Origin of the sequence: Planosporangium spinosum, assembly GCF_049999945.1 — a bacterium.
Taxonomy (GTDB): Bacteria; Actinomycetota; Actinomycetes; order Mycobacteriales; family Micromonosporaceae; genus Planosporangium; species Planosporangium spinosum.
The window spans coordinates 134,946-152,797 of record NZ_JBLYUB010000012.1 but is presented as its reverse complement, the minus strand read 5'-3'; the positions used below and the strand labels follow the sequence as shown (position 1 = coordinate 152,797).

Annotated in this window: 12 protein-coding genes and 1 pseudogene; 10 read left to right on the top strand and 3 right to left on the bottom strand. The window is 71.2% G+C overall.

What is annotated here, in order from left to right; all coding sequences use genetic code 11:
• Positions 1-109: 109 nt before the first annotated feature.
• The gene (locus ACNTMW_RS17870; RefSeq protein ID WP_426634784.1) at positions 110-2,524 is read right to left on the bottom strand and encodes a Tex family protein; all 2,415 of its coding nucleotides are present in this window, start codon (positions 2,522-2,524) and stop codon (positions 110-112) included.
• Positions 2,525-2,959: 435 nt separating this feature from the next.
• On the opposite strand from ACNTMW_RS17870, the gene ACNTMW_RS17865 reads away from it, so the two are divergent.
• The 3 genes from ACNTMW_RS17865 (at position 2,960) to ACNTMW_RS17855 (ending at position 6,537) form a co-directional block, all read left to right on the top strand.
• Positions 2,960-3,742, top strand: coding sequence for a dienelactone hydrolase family protein (locus ACNTMW_RS17865; RefSeq protein WP_426634783.1), 783 nt, complete (start codon positions 2,960-2,962; stop codon positions 3,740-3,742).
• Between the two features lie 112 nt (positions 3,743-3,854).
• Positions 3,855-5,660, top strand: a complete 1,806-nt coding sequence (locus ACNTMW_RS17860; RefSeq protein WP_426634782.1) for a PAS domain S-box protein — start codon at positions 3,855-3,857, stop codon at positions 5,658-5,660.
• A 28-nt stretch (positions 5,661-5,688) separates the two neighbouring features.
• Positions 5,689-6,537, top strand: a complete 849-nt coding sequence (locus tag ACNTMW_RS17855) for an aldo/keto reductase (protein WP_426634781.1) — start codon at positions 5,689-5,691, stop codon at positions 6,535-6,537.
• A gap of 6 nt (positions 6,538-6,543) precedes the next feature.
• Here ACNTMW_RS17855 and ACNTMW_RS17850 read toward each other — a convergent pair whose 3' ends face one another.
• The gene (locus tag ACNTMW_RS17850; RefSeq protein WP_426634780.1) at positions 6,544-8,100 is read right to left on the bottom strand and encodes a GAF domain-containing sensor histidine kinase; all 1,557 of its coding nucleotides are present in this window, start codon (positions 8,098-8,100) and stop codon (positions 6,544-6,546) included.
• Between the two features lie 16 nt (positions 8,101-8,116).
• Entirely contained in the window at positions 8,117-8,764 is a 648-nt protein-coding gene (locus ACNTMW_RS17845) for a response regulator (protein ID WP_426634779.1), read from the bottom strand.
• Between the two features lie 457 nt (positions 8,765-9,221).
• Between ACNTMW_RS17845 and ACNTMW_RS17840 the strand changes: the two are divergent.
• The 7 genes and pseudogenes from ACNTMW_RS17840 to ACNTMW_RS17810 all read left to right on the top strand — a co-directional run.
• Positions 9,222-9,686: pseudogene (locus ACNTMW_RS17840) on the top strand (GtrA family protein); the annotation flags it as partial.
• Positions 9,687-9,699: 13 nt separating this feature from the next.
• Positions 9,700-11,007 carry a glycosyltransferase gene (locus tag ACNTMW_RS17835; protein WP_426634778.1) on the top strand — a complete coding sequence of 436 codons (1,308 nt, stop codon included), beginning with the start codon at positions 9,700-9,702 and terminating at the stop codon, positions 11,005-11,007.
• On the top strand, positions 10,997-12,658 hold the full coding sequence (locus ACNTMW_RS17830) for an ArnT family glycosyltransferase (RefSeq protein WP_426634777.1): 1,662 nt from the start codon (positions 10,997-10,999) through the stop codon (positions 12,656-12,658). The genes ACNTMW_RS17835 and ACNTMW_RS17830 overlap by 11 nt, the downstream gene beginning before the upstream one ends.
• 33 nt (positions 12,659-12,691) lie before the next feature.
• Positions 12,692-14,125 carry a hypothetical protein gene (locus ACNTMW_RS17825; RefSeq protein WP_426634776.1) on the top strand — a complete coding sequence of 478 codons (1,434 nt, stop codon included), beginning with the start codon at positions 12,692-12,694 and terminating at the stop codon, positions 14,123-14,125.
• Between the two features lie 17 nt (positions 14,126-14,142).
• The gene (locus ACNTMW_RS17820; RefSeq protein ID WP_426634775.1) at positions 14,143-15,357 is read left to right on the top strand and encodes a sensor histidine kinase; all 1,215 of its coding nucleotides are present in this window, start codon (positions 14,143-14,145) and stop codon (positions 15,355-15,357) included.
• Positions 15,354-16,022: a response regulator gene (locus ACNTMW_RS17815; RefSeq protein ID WP_426634774.1), complete on the top strand. Its 669-nt coding sequence runs from the start codon at positions 15,354-15,356 to the stop codon at positions 16,020-16,022. Before ACNTMW_RS17820 ends, ACNTMW_RS17815 begins: the two co-directional genes overlap by 4 nt.
• Positions 16,023-16,517: 495 nt before the next feature.
• Entirely contained in the window at positions 16,518-17,783 is a 1,266-nt protein-coding gene (locus ACNTMW_RS17810; RefSeq protein WP_426634773.1) for a glycoside hydrolase family 5 protein, read from the top strand.
• Positions 17,784-17,852: the final 69 nt, after the last annotated feature.

Genomic DNA, 17,852 nt, shown 5'->3' with positions numbered 1-17,852 from the left:
AACATTGTTGCTATCTCGCCGATCGAAGCAGCAATGTCGGCGACATTGCGCGGATCTTGGTTTCGGGCGGAGCGCCCACCCGGCTCGGTTACCGGTCGAGCAGGCCGGGTTACCGGTCGAGCAGGCCGGCGCGCCGCAGTGCGTCGGCGAGCGCGGTGTCGGCCGGTGCGCCGCGGCCCTGCCGCTGCTGTCCCTGCCGGCCCTGGCCGCCCTGCCGCTGCTGTCCCTGCTGGCCGCCGCCCTGGCGCTGCTGGCCGCCGCCCTGGCGACCGCCGCCCGGTCCGGCCCGGCGTGCGTCGTCGCGGCGGGCCTCGGACGGGCCGCGCCGGTCGCCGCGGCTGTCCACCTCGTCGTCGAGCCGCAGCGTGAGCGAGATCCGCTTGCGCGGGATGTCCACGTCGAGTACCCGCGCCCGGACGATGTCGCCGGGCTTCACCACGTCGCGCGGGTCCTTGACGAACGTCTTCGACAGGGCCGAGACGTGGACGAGTCCGTCCTGGTGGACACCGATGTCGACGAAGGCGCCGAACGCGGCGACGTTGGTCACCACGCCCTCGAGGACCATGCCGGGCTGGAGATCGGCGAGGGTCTCCACGCCCTCGGTGAAGGTGGCCGTCTTGAACTCCGGGCGCGGGTCACGGCCGGGCTTCTCCAGCTCGCCGAGGATGTCGGTGACGGTGGGTACACCGAACGTCTCGTCGACGAACTGCTCGGGCTTGAGCGTCCGCAGGGTACGGGCGTTGCCGATCAGTCCCTTGAGGTCGGAGCCGGTCGCCTCGATGATCCGGCGCACCACCGGGTAGGCCTCCGGGTGGACGCTGGACGAGTCGAGCGGGTCGTCGCCGCCGGGGATGCGCAGGAAGCCCGCGCACTGCTCGAACGCCTTGGGGCCGAGCCGCGGGACGTCCTTGATCGCCCGCCGGTTCCGGAACGGGCCGTTGGCGTCGCGGTGCGCCACGATGCTGCGCGCCAGGCTCTCGCCGATGCCGGACACCCGGGTCAGCAGCGGCACCGACGCGGTGTTGACGTCGACCCCGACGCCGTTGACACAGTCCTCCACGACCGCGTCGAGCGAGCGAGACAGCTTCGTCTCGGCCAGGTCGTGCTGGTACTGACCGACACCGATCGACTTCGGATCGATCTTGACCAGTTCGGCGAGCGGGTCCTGGAGCCGGCGCGCGATGGAGACCGCGCCGCGCAGCGACACGTCGAGGTCGGGCAGCTCCTGGGAGGCGTACGCCGAGGCCGAGTACACCGAGGCGCCCGCCTCCGACACCACGACCTTGGTGAGGTTGAGCTCCGGGTGCCGCTTGAGCAGGTCCCCGGCGAGCTTGTCGGTCTCGCGGGAGGCGGTGCCGTTGCCGATCGCGATCAGTTCCACCTTGCACGCCGCCGCGAGCCGGGCGAGGGTGGCGATCGACTCGTCCCAGCGCCGCCGGGGTTCGTGCGGGTAGATCGTGTCGGTGGCGACCACCTTGCCGGTGCCGTCGACCACGGCGACCTTCACACCGGTCCGCAGGCCGGGGTCGAGGCCCATGGTCGGGCGGGTGCCGGCCGGCGCCGCGAGCAGCAGGTCGCGCAGGTTGGCGGCGAACACCCGCACGGCCTCGTCCTCGGCGGCCTGCCACAGCCGGGTACGAAGGTCGATGCCCAGGTGTACCAGGATCCGGGTACGCCAGGCCCAGCGCACGGTGTCGAGCAGCCAGCGGTCGGCCGGCCGGCCACGGTCGGCGATGCCGAAGCGCTCGGCGATCCGCACCTCGTACGTGCTGGGGCCGACCGGTACCTCGTCGGCGATCTCCTCCGGTTCGAGGACGAGGTCGAGCACGTCCTCCTTCTCGCCCCGGAACATGGCGAGGATCCGGTGCGAGGGGAGCTTGGTGAACGGCTCGGCGAAGTCGAAGTAGTCGGCGAACTTCGCGCCGGCCTCCTGCTTGCCGTCGCGTACCTTCGCGACCAGGCGGCCCCGCGCCCACATCTGCTCGCGCAGCGTGCCGATCAGGTCCGCGTCCTCGCCGAAGCGCTCGATCAGGATCGCCCGGGCGCCGTCCAGCGCCGCCGCGGCGTCCGCGACGCCCTTGTCGGCGTCGACGTACGCACCGGCGGTGGCCTGCGGATCGCGCGTCGGGTCGGCGAGCAGTTGGTCGGCCAGCGGCTCCAGCCCGGCCTCGCGGGCGATCTGGGCCTTGGTGCGCCGCTTGGGCTTGTACGGCAGGTAGATGTCCTCGAGTCGGGCCTTGGAGTCGGCCGCCATGATCTGCGCTTCGAGCGCGTCGTCGAGCTTGCCCTGGCTGCGGATCGACTCGAGGATGGCGGTCCGCCGCTCCTCCATCTCGCGCAGGTAGCGCAGCCGTTCCTCGAGCGTGCGCAGTTGCGCGTCGTCGAGCATCTCGGTGGCTTCCTTGCGGTAGCGGGCGATGAAGGGCACGGTGGCCCCGCCGTCGAGCAGTTCGACGGCGGCCTTCACCTGCCGCTCACGTACGCCGAGCTCGTCGGCGATCCGCTGGTACACAGACGTAGTCACGATCTTGATCCGCCTTCGTGGTGGGTTCGGGGTGCATTGTGCCGGTAGCCGCCCCCTGTTGTCGCGCCACCCGCCCGGCGGTGTCGGAGATCGCTGCGTCAAGATCGTCACGTCGACGGTCGCGGATGAGGTGACGATCCCGTGCGCTAGCGGCCCGGCGCCGCACCCCTCGCGTCCACGACCTGCCGCTCACGGTGGTGTACGGCAGTGGCCTGGTGGCCCATCACTGGCCTGCCGTCGCGGGTGATCAGCGTGTCGACCACCACCGCGCCGAGCGCGATCGCGCCGGGTCGGTGTGGTCCGGATCCGTCATCGTCCGTACGGTGGAGCCGCTGCCGGACGCGGGGATCTTGATTCCAGATCTATTTTGTGCTATATTGTCCGATGTAGCTGTCTAGCATTGCGGCGACCTTTCCCCTCCGAGAGGAGCCGCCCATGTGCTACGACGCCGACGCCGTACCGCCCCGCCACGGCGCGCCCGTCACCGCCGCCACCGGTGAACCGCTGATCCTGACCTCGGCCGACGGCGCCCGGTTCGACGCGTACCTCGCCCGGCCCGAGCGCGCATCCGGGGCCGGTCTGCTGGTCCTGCCCGACAACCGTGGCCTGTCCGGCTTCTACGAGCAGTTGACCCTCCGGCTGGCCGAGCAGGGCCACGCGGCGCTGGCCATCGACTACTACGGGCGTACCGCGGGTACCGGCTGGCGCGACCGCGGACCGGGCTTCGGGAACATGGACCACCTGATGCCGCACCTGGCCGGGCTGACCAGCGACGGACTGTACGCCGACGTCGACGCCGCGGTCGGCCACCTGCACCGGGTCGCGGGCTGCCGCACCGTCCTGTCGCTGGGATTCTGTCTGGGCGGCCGGTTCGCGTTCCAGACCGCCGCGCCGCGGTTCGGCCTCGCCGGGGTCGTCGGGCTGTACGGGATGCCCGGCACGCTCCTGGGCAAGCCCGGGCCGACGCAGCTCGCACCCGGGCTGCGGGCGCCGATCCTCGGCCTGTTCGGTGGGGCCGACGAGAACATACCGGCGTCCGCGGTGGCCGAGTTCGACGCGGCGCTCGCCGAGGCCGGCGTACCACACGAGATCGTGACCTATCCCGGTGCGCCGCACGGCTTCTTCGAGTCGCAGCTGGGGGAGTACGCCGAGGCTCAGGCCGACGCCTGGAGCCGCATCCTCGGGTTCGTGGCCGCGCGTCATCGGCCGACCGGCTGATGTACACCACGACATTCGATTGGTAGACCAGACGACGGACAATAAGCGCGATCCATGACCGAGCACTTCCAAGATCGACAAAAGGGAGCCGGTGTCCGGGCGGATCACTGCGGTGTACGGAACGCTGATGGCCGTGCTCGGCATCGGCGTGTTCGCCCTCCCCGGGCAGGGCGCCGTCACCTGGGCGGCGATCGGCCTCACCAGTGCCGGTGCGATCGTGCTCGGTGCCCGGCGGCACGCGCCGCGCCGGAGAGCGCCGTGGTGGCTGCTGGCCGCCGCGATCGCCGTGATGGCGACCGGCGACGCGATCTTCGACGCCACCGTCCGGCGGCCCGGAGACCCGGTGCCGGTCCTCGTCGACGCCTGCTACTTCGGAATGTTCCCCCTGGTGGCCGCCGGCCTGCTGCACCTGACCCGGAGCAGCGTGGTGTTCCGCGACCGCGCCCGCCTGCTGGATCTGCTGACGTTCACCGCCGCCGGCGCGCTCCTGCTGTGGCTGCTCGTGGTCGAGCCCGGGCTGCGCGCCGGCACGCTGGACAACGCCGGCAAGTCGACCCTGGCGGCGTACGCGATGGGCGACCTGATGCTGCTGGTCACGTCGATGCGGCTGGTCGTCGCGGCCCGGCGCAGCGCCGCGGTCGCCCTGCTGGCGATCGGCACCTGGGGCCTGGTCGTCTCCGACGTGGTCTACTGGTCGGCGGAGTTGGCCGGCGGCTGGCGGGCCGGCGGTCCGGGGGAGTTCGGATACCTGGTCTTCTACGCGGCCTGGGGCGCGGCCGCGCTGCAACCGTCGATGACCCGGCTGACCCTGCCGGTCAGCCCCGGACCGGCGCGACTGCCCCGATGGTGGGCGGCGCTGCTCGGGCTGTCGCTGGCGATCCCGGCCGTGGCGCTGCTGGCCGAGTCGATGGCCGGCCGGACCCGTGACGGGGCGGTCATCGCGGCCGCCGCGATACTGATGTCCGCCTCGGTCATGACCCGCCTGTTCGACGCGGTGACCAAGCACCGGCGGGGCCTCGACCGGGAACGCAACCTGCGCGAGGCGTGCGCCGCGCTGGTGTCGGCCACCGGGCCGGCGCAGGTCGGTGCGGCCCTGCGGGCCGCGATCGGCAGACTCGTGCCGCCCACGGTCGCGCACCGGGTCGTCGTCACCACCGGTGACACCTCCGGCCCCGGCGACGGCGCGGAGGGCGGTTCGCGCGACCGGTACGCGGTACCCGCGCCGGCGGCCGACCGCCGTACCCGGCTGCTGCCGACCCGGATGCTGCATCCCGCCCTGCGCGACCAGCTCACCGCCTTCGACACCGCCCTGGTCTGCCCGCTGTACCTGGAGCCGCCCACCACCGGGCCGGCGGGTGCGTTGTTCGTCGCGGCCGAGGACCAGGCGCTCGACGCGATGCGCGACTCCCTGGAGGTGCTGGCGGCGCAGGCGGCGCTGGCCCTGGAGCGGATCGCGTTGACCGAGGCGATCAACCGCCGCGACGGCGACCAGTACGTGCGGACCGTCGTGCAGAACACCGCCGACGTGGTGGTCGTGCTCGACGACGACGAGCGGATCCGGTACGCGAGCCCGTCGCTGACCCGGGTTCTCGGTGTCGACCTGCCCGCGTTCCCGACGCTGCGCGACGTCATCCACCCCGACGACCACGAACAGGTCGACCGCACCCTGCGGCGGTCCCAGTCGACCACAGAGAGCGACGCCCGCGACTGCTGGAGCCTGCGCCGCCGGGACGGCAGCCGGGCACTGGTCGAGGTGAGCTGTCGGGACCTGCGCACCGACCGGCTGGTACGCGGGCTGGTGATCACCATGCGCGACGTGACCGCGCAGCGCCGGCAGGAGCGCGAACTCATCCGGCAGGCACTGAACGACTCCCCGGCGGGCTTCAACCGCCGCAGCTCCGCCAGCAAGTACCGCTGACCCGGGGGGCACGGTAGGCTCACGCGATGTGATCGACGCCCGTGCCGCCGGTACCGTCCACCTCGCCGACCGCGACGTCCCCCGCTTCGGGTACGGCGCGATGCGGCTGCCCGGGCCGGGGGTGTGGGGCCCGCCGGCCGACCGCGACGAGGCCCTCGCCGTCCTGCGCCGCGCGGTCGAGCTGGGTGTCCGGGTGATCGACACGGCGTGGTACTACGGGCTCGACGTCGCCAACGAGCTGATCGCCGCGGCACTGCACCCGTACCCGGAGGATCTGGTGCTGGTCACCAAGTTGGGTGGCGGCCGCCGGGACGACGGCTCCTGGTACCCGGCGCTCACCGACGCCGAGCTGCGCGCCGGCTGCGAGCGCGACCTGCGGGTCCTGCGGTTGGACGCGATCCCGGTGGTGCATCTGCGCTGGATGGACCAGAGCGAGGTGAGCTTCGCCGACGCCCTCGGCACGATGCTCGACCTGCGCGCCGAGGGCAGGATCCAGCGGATCGGCCTGTCGAACGTGACGCTCGATCAGCTCGAGCAGGCGCTCGCGGTGACCGACGTCGCGACGGTCTCCAACCAGTACGGCCCGACGCGGCGCGACGACCAGCCGGTCCTCGACCGGTGCGCGGACGCGGGCATCCCGTACCTGCCGTTCTTCCCGCTCGTGTCGGGCGGCGGGATCGGCGCCGACGACCGGCTCGCGACGGTCGCCGGCCGGCACGACGCCAGCCCGGCCCAGGTCGCCCTGGCGTGGCTGCTCCAGCGCTCGCCGGTGATCCTGCCCATCCCGGGTACCGGCCGGGTCGCGCACCTGGAGGAGAACCTCGCCGCCGCCGGGCTGCGGCTCACCGGGGACGACCTGGCGCTCCTCGACTCCTGAACAGGCTCACGTGCCGGTCGGCACCTCGGCCCGGACCGCCGTGCCCCGGCCCGGCGCGGACACGACGTCCAGCCGCCCACCGACCGACTCAGCCCGCTCGCGCATCGACCGGATGCCGAACCGCCCACGCAGGTCGCCGCCCGGCGTGAAGCCCTGGCCGTCGTCGACGACCTCCAGCACCACGTGCGAGTCGTCGGTGTACAGCCGCAGCGTCACCTGCCCGGCCCGGGCGTGCTTGGCGGCGTTGGCGATCGCTTCCTGGGCGATGCGGTACAGTGCCCGCCGGGCCTCCGGGCCGACGGCCGGTTCCGCGCCCAGTTCCGCGCTGGTACGGCAGCCGTGCAGCGTATGCAGCGTCTCCAGCAGCCGGCCGAGCGCGGCGGTCAGCCCGTTGTCGGCCAGCGCCTCCGGCCGCAGGCGTTGGATGAGCCCGTGCATCTCGGCCAGCCCGGCCACGGCCGTCTCGTGGATCCACTCCACCGACTGCCGCGCCTGCGTGGTGTCGGTGCGCAGCAGCTCACCGGCGGCGCCGGCGCCGAGGCTGATGCCGTACAGCGTCTGCACCACCGAGTCGTGCAGTTCCCGGGCGAGCCACTCCCGCTCGCGGGTGGCGGCCTGCTCCTCCTCCTGGGCCTGGCGGCGGCCGCTGTCGACCAGGTTCGCGGCCTCCATGGCGGCCAGGTTGACCAGCATGCGCTCGGCCGGGTCGGGCTGCGCGCCGTCGGGCCACCGGGCGCACACCGCACCGAGCACCGCACCGCCGACCGGCACCGGTACGCACAGCGCCAACCCGCCGGCCAGGTGCCACAGGGTGGTCGGGCGCCGCTGGGCGAGCAGGCGGGACACGGTCGCCGGCTCGACCGGCGCGCCGTCCGGCTGGTCGGTGGCCACCGCGACGGCGGTCAGGGACCGGCCACCGTTCGGTACGTACACCGCGCAGTCGGTGCTACCGGTCAGCGCGACCACCCGGTCCACCAACTCCTGCAGGCGGTCACCGGCCCGGCCCGGGTCCCGGATGGTGATCCCGGCGAGCCCGCCGGGGTCGTCCGGTGACCGGTCCGGCGGTACCAGGCCGGCGATCGTGGCCAGCGGCTCCAGCAGGCGCAGTTCGCGGGCGGTCACCCCGGCGGCGCGCCGGTAGCCCAGACCGAGCACGCCGGTCACCGCGCCGAACCCGGGTATCGGCAGGTAGAGCACCCGGCGCAGGCCGGCGGCGGCGAGGGCCTGCTCGTGGCGGTGACGGGGCCGGCGCAGCCCGGCGGCCAGCGGCCCGCGCTCCCGCAGGGCGGTACCGGCGAGCGTGTCGCCCAGGGGCACCCGTACCCCGCGCAGCCAGACCGCGACCGGCCGGGCCACGGCGCGGACCACCAGGACGCCGTCGGAGTCCGCGGTCATCACGGTCGCGCTGGCGGCCGCGGCGAAGGTACGCGCGTGCGAGCAGATGCGTTCGAGTACCCGCGCCTGGTCGGCGCCGTCCCGGACCGCGGCGTTGAGCTCGGCCAACGCGCGGCCCAGGTGGGCGTATCGGTCGGTCGGGCGGGCCTGTCGCCGTGCAGTGACCACGTGGTCGGCCTCCGGCTCAGCTGGGCGCCGATTCGTTGACGGGTACCAGTCCCACCCGCATCGCGTACAGCGCGGCCTGCGTCCGGCTCTGCGAGTTGAGCTTGGCGAGGATGTTGCTGACGTGCGTCTTCACCGTCTGCGGGGCGATGTGCAGCTCGCGGGCGATCTGGCCGTTGGCCTTTCCCCGGGCCAGCAGGACCAGCACCTGCTCCTCGCGCCGGGTCAGCTGCGGTGGGCCGCCGGGCAGATGGACCTCGCGGACCAGCCGGGCGGCCACGGCCGGCGACAGTTGCACCTGCCCGGCGGCGGCGGCCCGGACGGCACGCTGCAACTCCTCGGCGTCGGTGTCCTTGAGCAGGTACCCGACGGCGCCGGCGTGCAGGGCGTCGGCGATGAGGTGGTCCTCGAGGTACCCGGTGAGCGCGAGCACCTCCACGGCGGGCAGTTCGCGCCGGATCTCGGCGATCGCGCTGACCCCGTCCAGGCCGGGCATGAGCAGGTCCATCAGGACCAGGTCAGGCTCGAGCTGGTGGGCCATCTCGACGGCCTGCCGCCCCTCGACGGCCTCGCCGACGACATCCAGGTCCGGGCTGAGGCTCAGGAACGTCCGCAGGCCCTGACGCACCATCGCGTGGTCGTCGGCGACCAGGATGCGGATGGTCAACTGACCCACCTCTCCTCAGGTGCCTCGTGGGGTCGGTAGCTGCCTGACGGTTTCGGTAAGGCCGGACGCGGGATGGGCGCGGCGGCGCCGGTCGGCACCGGGTGCGGTGGCGCCCGCTGCGCGCCGATATCTACGGTGCTGGGATCTACCCGGTAGCACGGTCAGAAAACCGGCCCGGACCGATGGCGCGGCGACCGGCTCCGGGGAGCCGGGGGAGAGCGGCGCGGACAGCCGACTCCGGAGGACCAGGGAGCATCGGTCGGCCGGGGGAGGCCGAAGGAGGGGACCGCAGCGCCTCCCCAGCGGGAGGCGGCACGCGAGGCCGGCTCGGCAGGGTGGAACGGAGAGAATCCCGCTCCTACCGGAAAGCACGCGGCGACGCGGGCCGTCATGGCAGGCATCTGACGCCACGGCAGCGACGCCCGTGCTCACGACTACGCATCGTGAAGGGCCGATTATGCCGCCGGTCAGTGATCACCCCTGGCATCCCCCCGGCTGGCGTGCCGTGCCGCCAGCCGGTGTCCCGGTTCCGGTCAGGCGCGGGGCGGCGCACTGGCGGTCGAGGGCCGCGCGGGCGTTGCCCCGGCTGAGCCGGTTCTCGGCCGTGGGTGCGGCCGGCGTCCTGGTCAACAACCTGGTACTGGCGTTGCTGCACGGCCTGCTGGGTTGGGCGCTGCTCCCGGCCACGATCGCCGCGGTCGAGGTGGCGATCCTGCACAACTACCTGCTCCATGAGCTGTGGACCTTTCGGGGCGGCCGGCCCTGCGCGCGGAGGTTCGCCGGCTTCAGCGTGGTCGCGGTGACCGCCCTGCTGGTGAACGTGACCATCGTCCAGGTACTCGCCGGCCTCGGCGTCTTCTACCTGATGGCGAACCTGGTCGGGATAGCCGCCGTGTTCGCCGTCAACTTCGCGGTCAGCTCGACGTGGATATGGAGTGAGCGCACCGATGGAGCAGATCCTGCTGGCCGCCCTAGCCCTGGTCTCCCTGCTGCTGACGGTGCAGGCGGCGCACACGCTCTACTTGATGATCTACACCTGGGACCAGCCGGAAGCCGAGGATCTGGCCCGGGCGCCCGACGTGCGCGCCGCCCCGCATCTGTCCTTCACCGCCATCGTTCCGGCGCGCCACGAGGAGGAGGTCATCCAGCAGACCATCGACCGCGTCGCACGCACTGACTACCCGGCGCGTCTCGTGCAGATCATCGTGGTCTGCTCGGCCGACGACACCGGCACCATCGAGCGGGCCGCCACCACCATCCGCCGGTTGAACGCGGCGGGCCGGGACAACGTCCAGCTCGTGGTCTTCGACGACCAGCCGATCAACAAACCGCACGGGCTCAACGCGGCGCTGACGCAGTCGTACGGCGACGTCGTCACGATCTTCGACGCCGAGGACGAGATCCAACCGGAGATCTTCAGCATCGTGAACACGATCATGGTGACCGAGCGGGTGCACGTCGTGCAGGCCGGCGTGCAGCTGATGAACTACGAGTCGAACTGGTACTCGACCTTCAACGTCCTGGAGTATTTCTTCTGGTTTCGTAGCCGCCTGCACTACCAGGCCAAGGCCGGCGCCATCCCGCTCGGCGGCAACACCGTCTTCTTCACCCGCGACCTGCTGGAGCGCATCGGGGGATGGGACGAGACGTGCCTGACCGAGGACGCCGAGATCGGCCTGCGGGTGTGCGTGATGGGCGAGCGGGTGCGGGTGGTCTACGACCACCGGTACGTCACCAAGGAGGAGACCCCGCCGACGTTGCAGCACTTCATCAAGCAGCGCACCCGGTGGAGCCAGGGATTCATGCAGACGCTGAAGAAGGGCACCTGGAAGGAGCTGCCCACCCGCAAGCAGCGCCTGCTGGCCTGGTACACGCTGATGTTCCCGTACGCGCAGGCGCTGCTCGGGCTGTACCTGCCGGTCGCGGTGCTCACCGCGTTCGTGCTGCGGGTGCCGGCGTCCATCGCGCTGCTGTCGTGGTTGCCGGTGCTGCTGCTGGCCGCGCACTTCGTCACCGCCGTGGTCGGGCTGTACGAGTTCACCGAGGCGCACGGGCTCCGGGCGACCCCCCGCACGGTCGTGACCATGGCGGTCGGCTGGATGCCCTACCAGATGGTGCTGGCGTACGCGGCGATGCGGGCCCTGAAGCGCCAGCTCAGCGGCGTCGGTGACTGGGAGAAGACGGCGCACGTGGGTGCGCACCGGACCGCGGAGGCGGAGGAGGTGACCGACCGTGCCGCGTGAGCCGGAGACCGCACTGCTCGACCCGGAGCAGGCGCCCACGCGTCCCGACCAGGTGCCGGGCGGCCGGGCGGCGGCGTCCGGCGGTCCGGGCGGCGACCGGCTGGGCCGCAGCGGCGTGGCCCTGCTGGTGTTCGCCATGCTCCTGGGCCTGGTGACCCACTCGTGGAACATCTTCAAGTACCCGCTGTACCTGTCCGACGAGGGCATCTACATGGAGCAGGCGTGGTCGGTGCTACGCGAGGGGAAGCTCTCGCCGTACACCTACTTCTACGACCACGCGCCGCTGGGGTGGATGACGATCGCCGGCTGGGTGTCGCTCGTCCCCGGCCAGTTCAACTCCCTCGGCTTCCCGGTCAACATCGGCCGGGTACTGATGGTGATCGTCCACGTCGGCTGTGTCTTTCTGATGTTCGAGGTGGTCCGGCGGTACTCGGGCAGCAAGGCGGCCGCGTTCCTGGCGACGTTCCTGTTCAACGTCTCGCCGCTGGCCGTGTACTTCCAGCGCATGGTGCTGCTGGACAACCTGATGGTCTTCTGGGTGCTGGTCGGGCTGTACATCCTGGCCCGCAAGGACGGCCGGGTGGTCACCGCGATGGGCGCCGGGCTGGCATTCGGCTGCGCCCTCGTCACCAAGGAGAACGCGCTCTTCCTGCTGCCCGGCTTCGGGTACCTGCTGCATCGCAGCATCGTCGAGCAGGGCAACCGGCGGTTCTCCGCGAGCTTCTGGTGGTTCGCGGCGGGGTCGCCGGTCGCCCTGTACATGCTGTACGCGGAGATCAAGAACGAGCTGCTGCCGGCAAACCTGGACTTCAACCTGTCCTCGCCGCCGGCCGACCACGTGTCACTGCTCTACACGATCTGGTGGCAGCTCAACCGCACCGCGTCCGGTGGCCAGGGCACCATGTTCAGCTCGCTACTGCACGACAGCTGGATGTGGAAGGACAGGTACATCCTGTATGCCGGCACGGCGGCGACGCTGGGCAACCTCGTGCTGTCACTGAACTCCCGCCGGCGCGAGGTGCCGATGCTCGGTGCGGCGCTGCTGGCGATCGGGTACGGCTTCTACCTCACCCGCAGCGTCCTCCTGGACTTCTACGTGGCGCCGCTGGTACCGCTGCTGGCGCTCAACATCGGCCTGCTGTACGGCCGGATCACCCGGTACGGCCGGCCGGCGGCGGTGGCGCTGTTGACCGCCATGCTGTGCGGGCTGCCGCTGTCGACCCCGCACGGGTACCTGGTGGCGTGGAACTCCGACGGAACGCGGCTGCTGCTGGCCGACCAGTACCGGTTGCCGCAGACCAACATGCAGAACCTGCAGGTGAAGTGGATCCGCCAGAACATTCCGCCGGACGCCCATCTGATCATCGACGACGATGTCTGGGTGGCGCTGCGGGACGGCACCCCGAAGTACCCCAATGCGCAGTCGCACTTCAAGGCCGCATCCGACCCGGACATCCGCGACAAGGTCTTCCATCGGGACTGGCACAACGTCGACTACGTCGTGATGTCGAACAAGATGCGCGACGCGCTCGAGCGCAACAACGAGTACTGGATCCTCGAGGCCATCGACCAGCACGGCGAGCAGGTCTGGCGGATCGACCGGGGCGACGTGCACCTGGAAGTCATCAAGATCAACAAAGACTCCGGCTAGCGCCGGCCTCGTGCACAGCAGAGGAGGGCAGAGATGGCAAACGCGGTGCGCACCAGGTCGGCGCAGTCTGCGGAGCAGGTACGCGTCCGGGCCCGGCAGAACTGGAAGCGGTTGCTGATCCTGGTGGTGGGCCTGTTCGTGGTGGCCAACCTGGCCCGGTCGGTCCTGCCGTCGCTGGGCGTCAAGAACCCGCTCGGCACCAGGCCGACCGCCGGCCCCACCACCGAGGCGACGACGCAGCCGCCCACCGCCGACGTCAACGGGGTGAAGGTCCTCGGCAGTGGCGCGCCGATCGTCACGGTCGACCCGGGAGTCGTGCGTCCCGACGTCCCGGTGACGATCGTCGGTTCCGGGTTCGACCCCGGGGCGAAGATCGACGTGGTCCTGACGACCGGCAGCGGCAAGAAGGCCAAGACCACGCCGCTGGCCACGGCGACCGGCGACCGGTACGGGTCGTTCTACACCACGATCAAGTTCCCGTCGCTGGGGCCCAGCGCCGACACGTCGTCCCGCGATATCACCGCGCAGCAGCGCGGTGGCAAGAAGGTGGCCAAGACGCAGGCCCAACTGGCCGCGGGCGCCGCCGGCGTGGCCAAGCTCTCGGCGGTCGTGGGCAAGCCGGGCGACACCGTCACACTGTCGGTGACCGGCTTCTCGCCGGGCGAGGACCTCAACATCTACTGGGGCCGCATCAGCGGCACCCCGAACGCCGTGCTGCACACCGACGCCCACGGCGCGGTGACCAAGGTCCCGATCAAGGTCGGTCTCTCCGCCATCGGTACCACCAGCCTGGTGATCGTGGGGCAGAAGAGCGGCGCGGCGGCCAGCCTGCCGTTCCAGGTGCTCAAGCTGTACCCGTCGATCGCACTCAAGCCGTACGCGGTCCGGGCGATGAACCCGGTCGGCTTCACCGGCAAGGGGTTCATGCCCGGCGAGCGGGTGCTGGTGCGGCTGAACTCGGCCGGTGGCGCGCCGATCCTGGCGGTGCCGACCGACGGCGCCGGCACCTTCAGAAGCGGCGGCTTCATCGTGCCGTACCAGCTCAAGGGCGCCCAGCGGCTGGTGTTCAAGGGTGAGCTCAGCGGCGCGACGAGCGTCTCCAGCTTCACCGTGCTGCCGTACATGCCGATGGTGCGGACCAGTACCTACGGCGGTTCGCCGGGGACGATCATCAGCTTCTACGCCAGTGGGTTCGGTGCGAACGAGGCGGTGCACGTCTACGCGGCCAAGGGCAAGGGCGCCAAGAAGGAACTGGTCGGCGCGTTCCGGGTGGACGCCACCGGAAGCGCGCGGGCGGCCGGCAAGTACACGATCCCGGGCGATGCCGGGGACGCCGTGCTGTTTACGCTGGTGGGACAGCGTAGCGGCGGCTCGGCGAACATCACCTTCAAGGTCGACAACTCGGCTGGACCGGTCGACGTCGCACCTCAGCCGCCGTACGTTCTGCCCCCGGACCTGAAGTACTAGTTCCCCGGGAGGCGCCGATGGCCGGGCAGGTCGGGTACGAGGCGGCGTTCCGGGCCGCGCCGGAGGCACTGCTCGTCATCGACGGCGCCGGGGTGATCCGGCTGGTGAGCCTCGCGGCGGAGCGGCTGCTCCGCCGCGGCGGCGACGAACTGGTGGGGCAGCGGCTGGACAGGGTGCTCGTGGGTGACCCGACCCGGCCGCTGCGCACCGGCGCGGCTGTTCCGCCGGCTCAGGCGCCGGCGGAGCCGGCGGACAACGCGGCTCAGTCGCCGGCGGAGGTCGCGGCCGGGGCGGTGGCCGAGTCGGCGATACCGGTGCTGACCACGTCGGCGCTGCGGCTGCCCGGCGGCCGTCAGGTGCCCATCGACGTCCGGATGGCCGCCGCCGGCCCGACCGATCCCGCGACCACCACCGGCCGGCCCGTGGTGGTCGCCATCGACGTACCGGACGACCCGGCCCGGTCACGTGCCGCCCTCGAAGCCGGGTTGCGCCGCCTCGCCGAGGCCGAGCGGGAACAGGAACGCCTGCTCGCCGACCTGATCCGCAGCCAGGAGCGGGAACGGGCGCGGATCGCCGCCGGGGTGCACGACGACAGCCTCCAGGTGATCACGGCGGCGATGCTGCGCCTGCAGCAGTTGCGCCACCGGTTGGACGACCCCGCTGCGCTGGAGGTCCTCGGCCGGCTGGAGGAGACGCTCGCGCTGGCCGCGGACCGGCTGCGCCGGCTGATCTTCGACTTCCGGCCGCCGGCTCTGGAGCGGCTCGGGCTGCCCGCGGCGATCCGGGACGTGCTGTCGCGCATGCGCGACGACACCGGCATCACGGTGGTCCTGGACAACCGGCTGACCGCCGAGCCGCCGCTGCCGGCCAGGGTCCTGCTGTACCGCATCCTCCAGGAGGCGCTGGTGAACGTCGGGCAGCACGCCGCCGCCGACCGGGTCGAGGTCACCCTCGACCACGCCGACGGCGGCTACTTCGCGCGGGTCCGCGACAACGGGGTCGGCCTTCCTGCCGGTGACTCCGACGGACCGGCGGGCAAGCCCGGACACCTCGGGATGGTCCTGATGCGGGAGCGGGCCACATTCGCCGGTGGCTGGCTGCGGTTCTCCGGTACGCCCGGTGCGGGCACCACCGTCTCGGTCTGGATCCCGCGCGGCGCGGACCTGGAGTCGACGCCCCGGCCACCCGCGCTGCGCGGCGGCTGGCCACACGACGCGATGAGCAGTCGATGACCGGCCCGCCGTACCGAGTCTTGATCATCGAGGATCACCAGGTGGTCGCCGAGGGGCTGGCGGTTCTCCTGGGTGAGCATCCCCAGTTGGAGGTCGTCGGCGTCGCCGGCAGCGTGGCCGAGGTGCAGCGCATGTCCGGCAGCGAGCCGGTGGACGTCGCGGTGGCCGACTACTGGCTGCCCGACGGCACCGGCGTGGATGCGACGGCGGCGCTGCGCGAGTTCTGGCCGGAGGTCGCCGTGGTGTTTCTCAGCGCTGACGACAGCGACGAGTCGATGCTGGCGGCGCTGGAGGCGGGTGCGTCCGGATACCTGGTCAAGAGCGCGGGCGGGGCGGACGTGGCGGAGGCGGTGCGCCGGTCGGCCGAGGGCGAGATCCTGGTGCCGGCTCGCCAGCTGGCGTCCCTCCTGGCGCGGCGGCGCGAGCAGGCGCAGCGGCAGGCGGAGCGGTCCCGCCAATTGGAGAGCCTGACCCCGCGGGAGCGGCAGATCCTGGGCCTGATGGCCGAGGGTATGGACAACCGTGACATCGCCCGGCAGCTCGGGGTGAGCTACACGACAGTGCGTAGCCACGTCCGGCACCTGTTGAGCAAAATGAGCGCGCACTCCAAATTGGAGGCGGTCGTCAAGGCCGCCGAGTGGGGCCTGCCCGAGTGCCTGACCTGATACGGCGGTGCCGGTCCCTGATACGGCGGTGCCGGTTCTGACGTCGGGGCGGGATCCCGACGCCGGGGTGCCCGATGTGATCTCCGCGCGTCGTTGCCGCGGGGGCGGCCGCCTCGTCCGATTGGCGGAGCGGCGCCTCGTCCCGTTGAAGTAGGCCGATCGGAGTGGGTGGGACCGAGCGAATCGCGCGCGCAAAGTCCATTCATCGGTACGGTTTGCTGGTCGAAGGCCCTTCCGTAGCGTGTACCCGTGACCGAGAGGTTGAGTGCATGGTCCTGATGTTCAGGACTGTGCGCTGACCCGCCTCGGCAGGTGAACACACGCCGGCCGTGGTGGTCGGATTCGGTGTCGATTGGCTGACGCGCGACGTCAGCGGGTCGACCGCGTCCTCAACCGCCCACATTGCTCCGACGACCGCGCTGCTCACGGCATCTCCGACCACCGGTGTGCCAGCGCAGCACGTGACGTCGCCCGACCGTTAGGACAGAGCCACGTATGGGACCTTCCTGGCTCCCCAACACGATCGACAGGCTGACCTCCCGTATCCGCGGACGCAAGCCGATGCTCTACACCAGCGTCCTGGCGACTCTGCTCGCCATTGCGGCTGCATTCTCCATTCCCTCGCTGACGGCCGGCAAACCTGCCGACGGTGGCAGCGGTGAGACTGCGACGAAGGCCACGGGCGTACAGACTCCGTTGCATGCCGAGGGCGGAAAGATCGTCGACGCGAACGGCAAAGAGGTCGTTCTCACCGGTGTGAACTGGTTCGGCCTGGAGACTGGCAACTTCGCTCCGCACGGCATCTGGCAGCGCAACTGGCAGGAGATGCTCGACCAGATGGTCGCCCAGGGCTTCAACACCCTGCGGCTGCCCTACAGCAACGAGGCTCTCAAGAGCACGCCGACCCAGGGCATCGACTACAAGATGAACCCGGACCTGGTCGGCCTCAACGGCGAGCAGATCATGGACAAGATCGTCAACGGCGCCACCGCCCGCGGCATGATGGTCTTCCTTGACCGGCACCGCCCGGACCAGTACGGCCAGAGCGCTCTCTGGTACACCGAGAAGGTCTCCGAGAAGACCTGGATCGACGACTGGGTCCGCCTGGCGGCGAAGTACAAGAACAACCCGCTGGTCATCGGTGCCGACCTGCACAACGAGCCGCGCGGCGAGGCCACCTGGGGCGACGGCAACGAGAAGACCGACTGGAAGGCGGCCGCCGAGCGTGCCGGTAACGCCATCCTCAAGGCCAACCCGAACATGCTGATCATCGTCGAGGGCATCGAGACCTACGGCAAGGACGGCAAGGGCTACTGGTGGGGCGGTAACCTCCAGGGCGCCAAGGAGCACCCGGTGAAGCTGTCGGACCAGTCCAAGCTGGTCTACTCCGCGCACGACTACAGCCCGAAGGTGTGGGGCCAGTCCTGGTTCAGCGACCCGACCTTCCCCAAGAACATGCCGGCCCTGTGGGACCAGCAGTGGGGTTACCTGGTCAAGAGCAACACCGCTCCGGTGATCCTCGGTGAGTTCGGTGGCCGCTCGGTCGACATGAAGGACGCTGAGGGTGTCTGGCAGCACGCGCTGATCGACTACCTGAAGCAGAACAAGATCAGCTACACCTACTGGTCGTGGAACCCGAACTCGGGTGACACCGGCGGCATCCTGGCCGACGACTGGGAGACGATCAACAAGGACAAGATGGACCTGTTGAAGAGCTACCAGGGTCCGATGGCCAACAAGCCGTCCAACGGCAAGGCCTGATTCCTCCCCCCGGCAGCCCCGGGGACCACCGCCACGGTGGTCCCCGGGGTTTCCCGTTTCCGGGCCGTC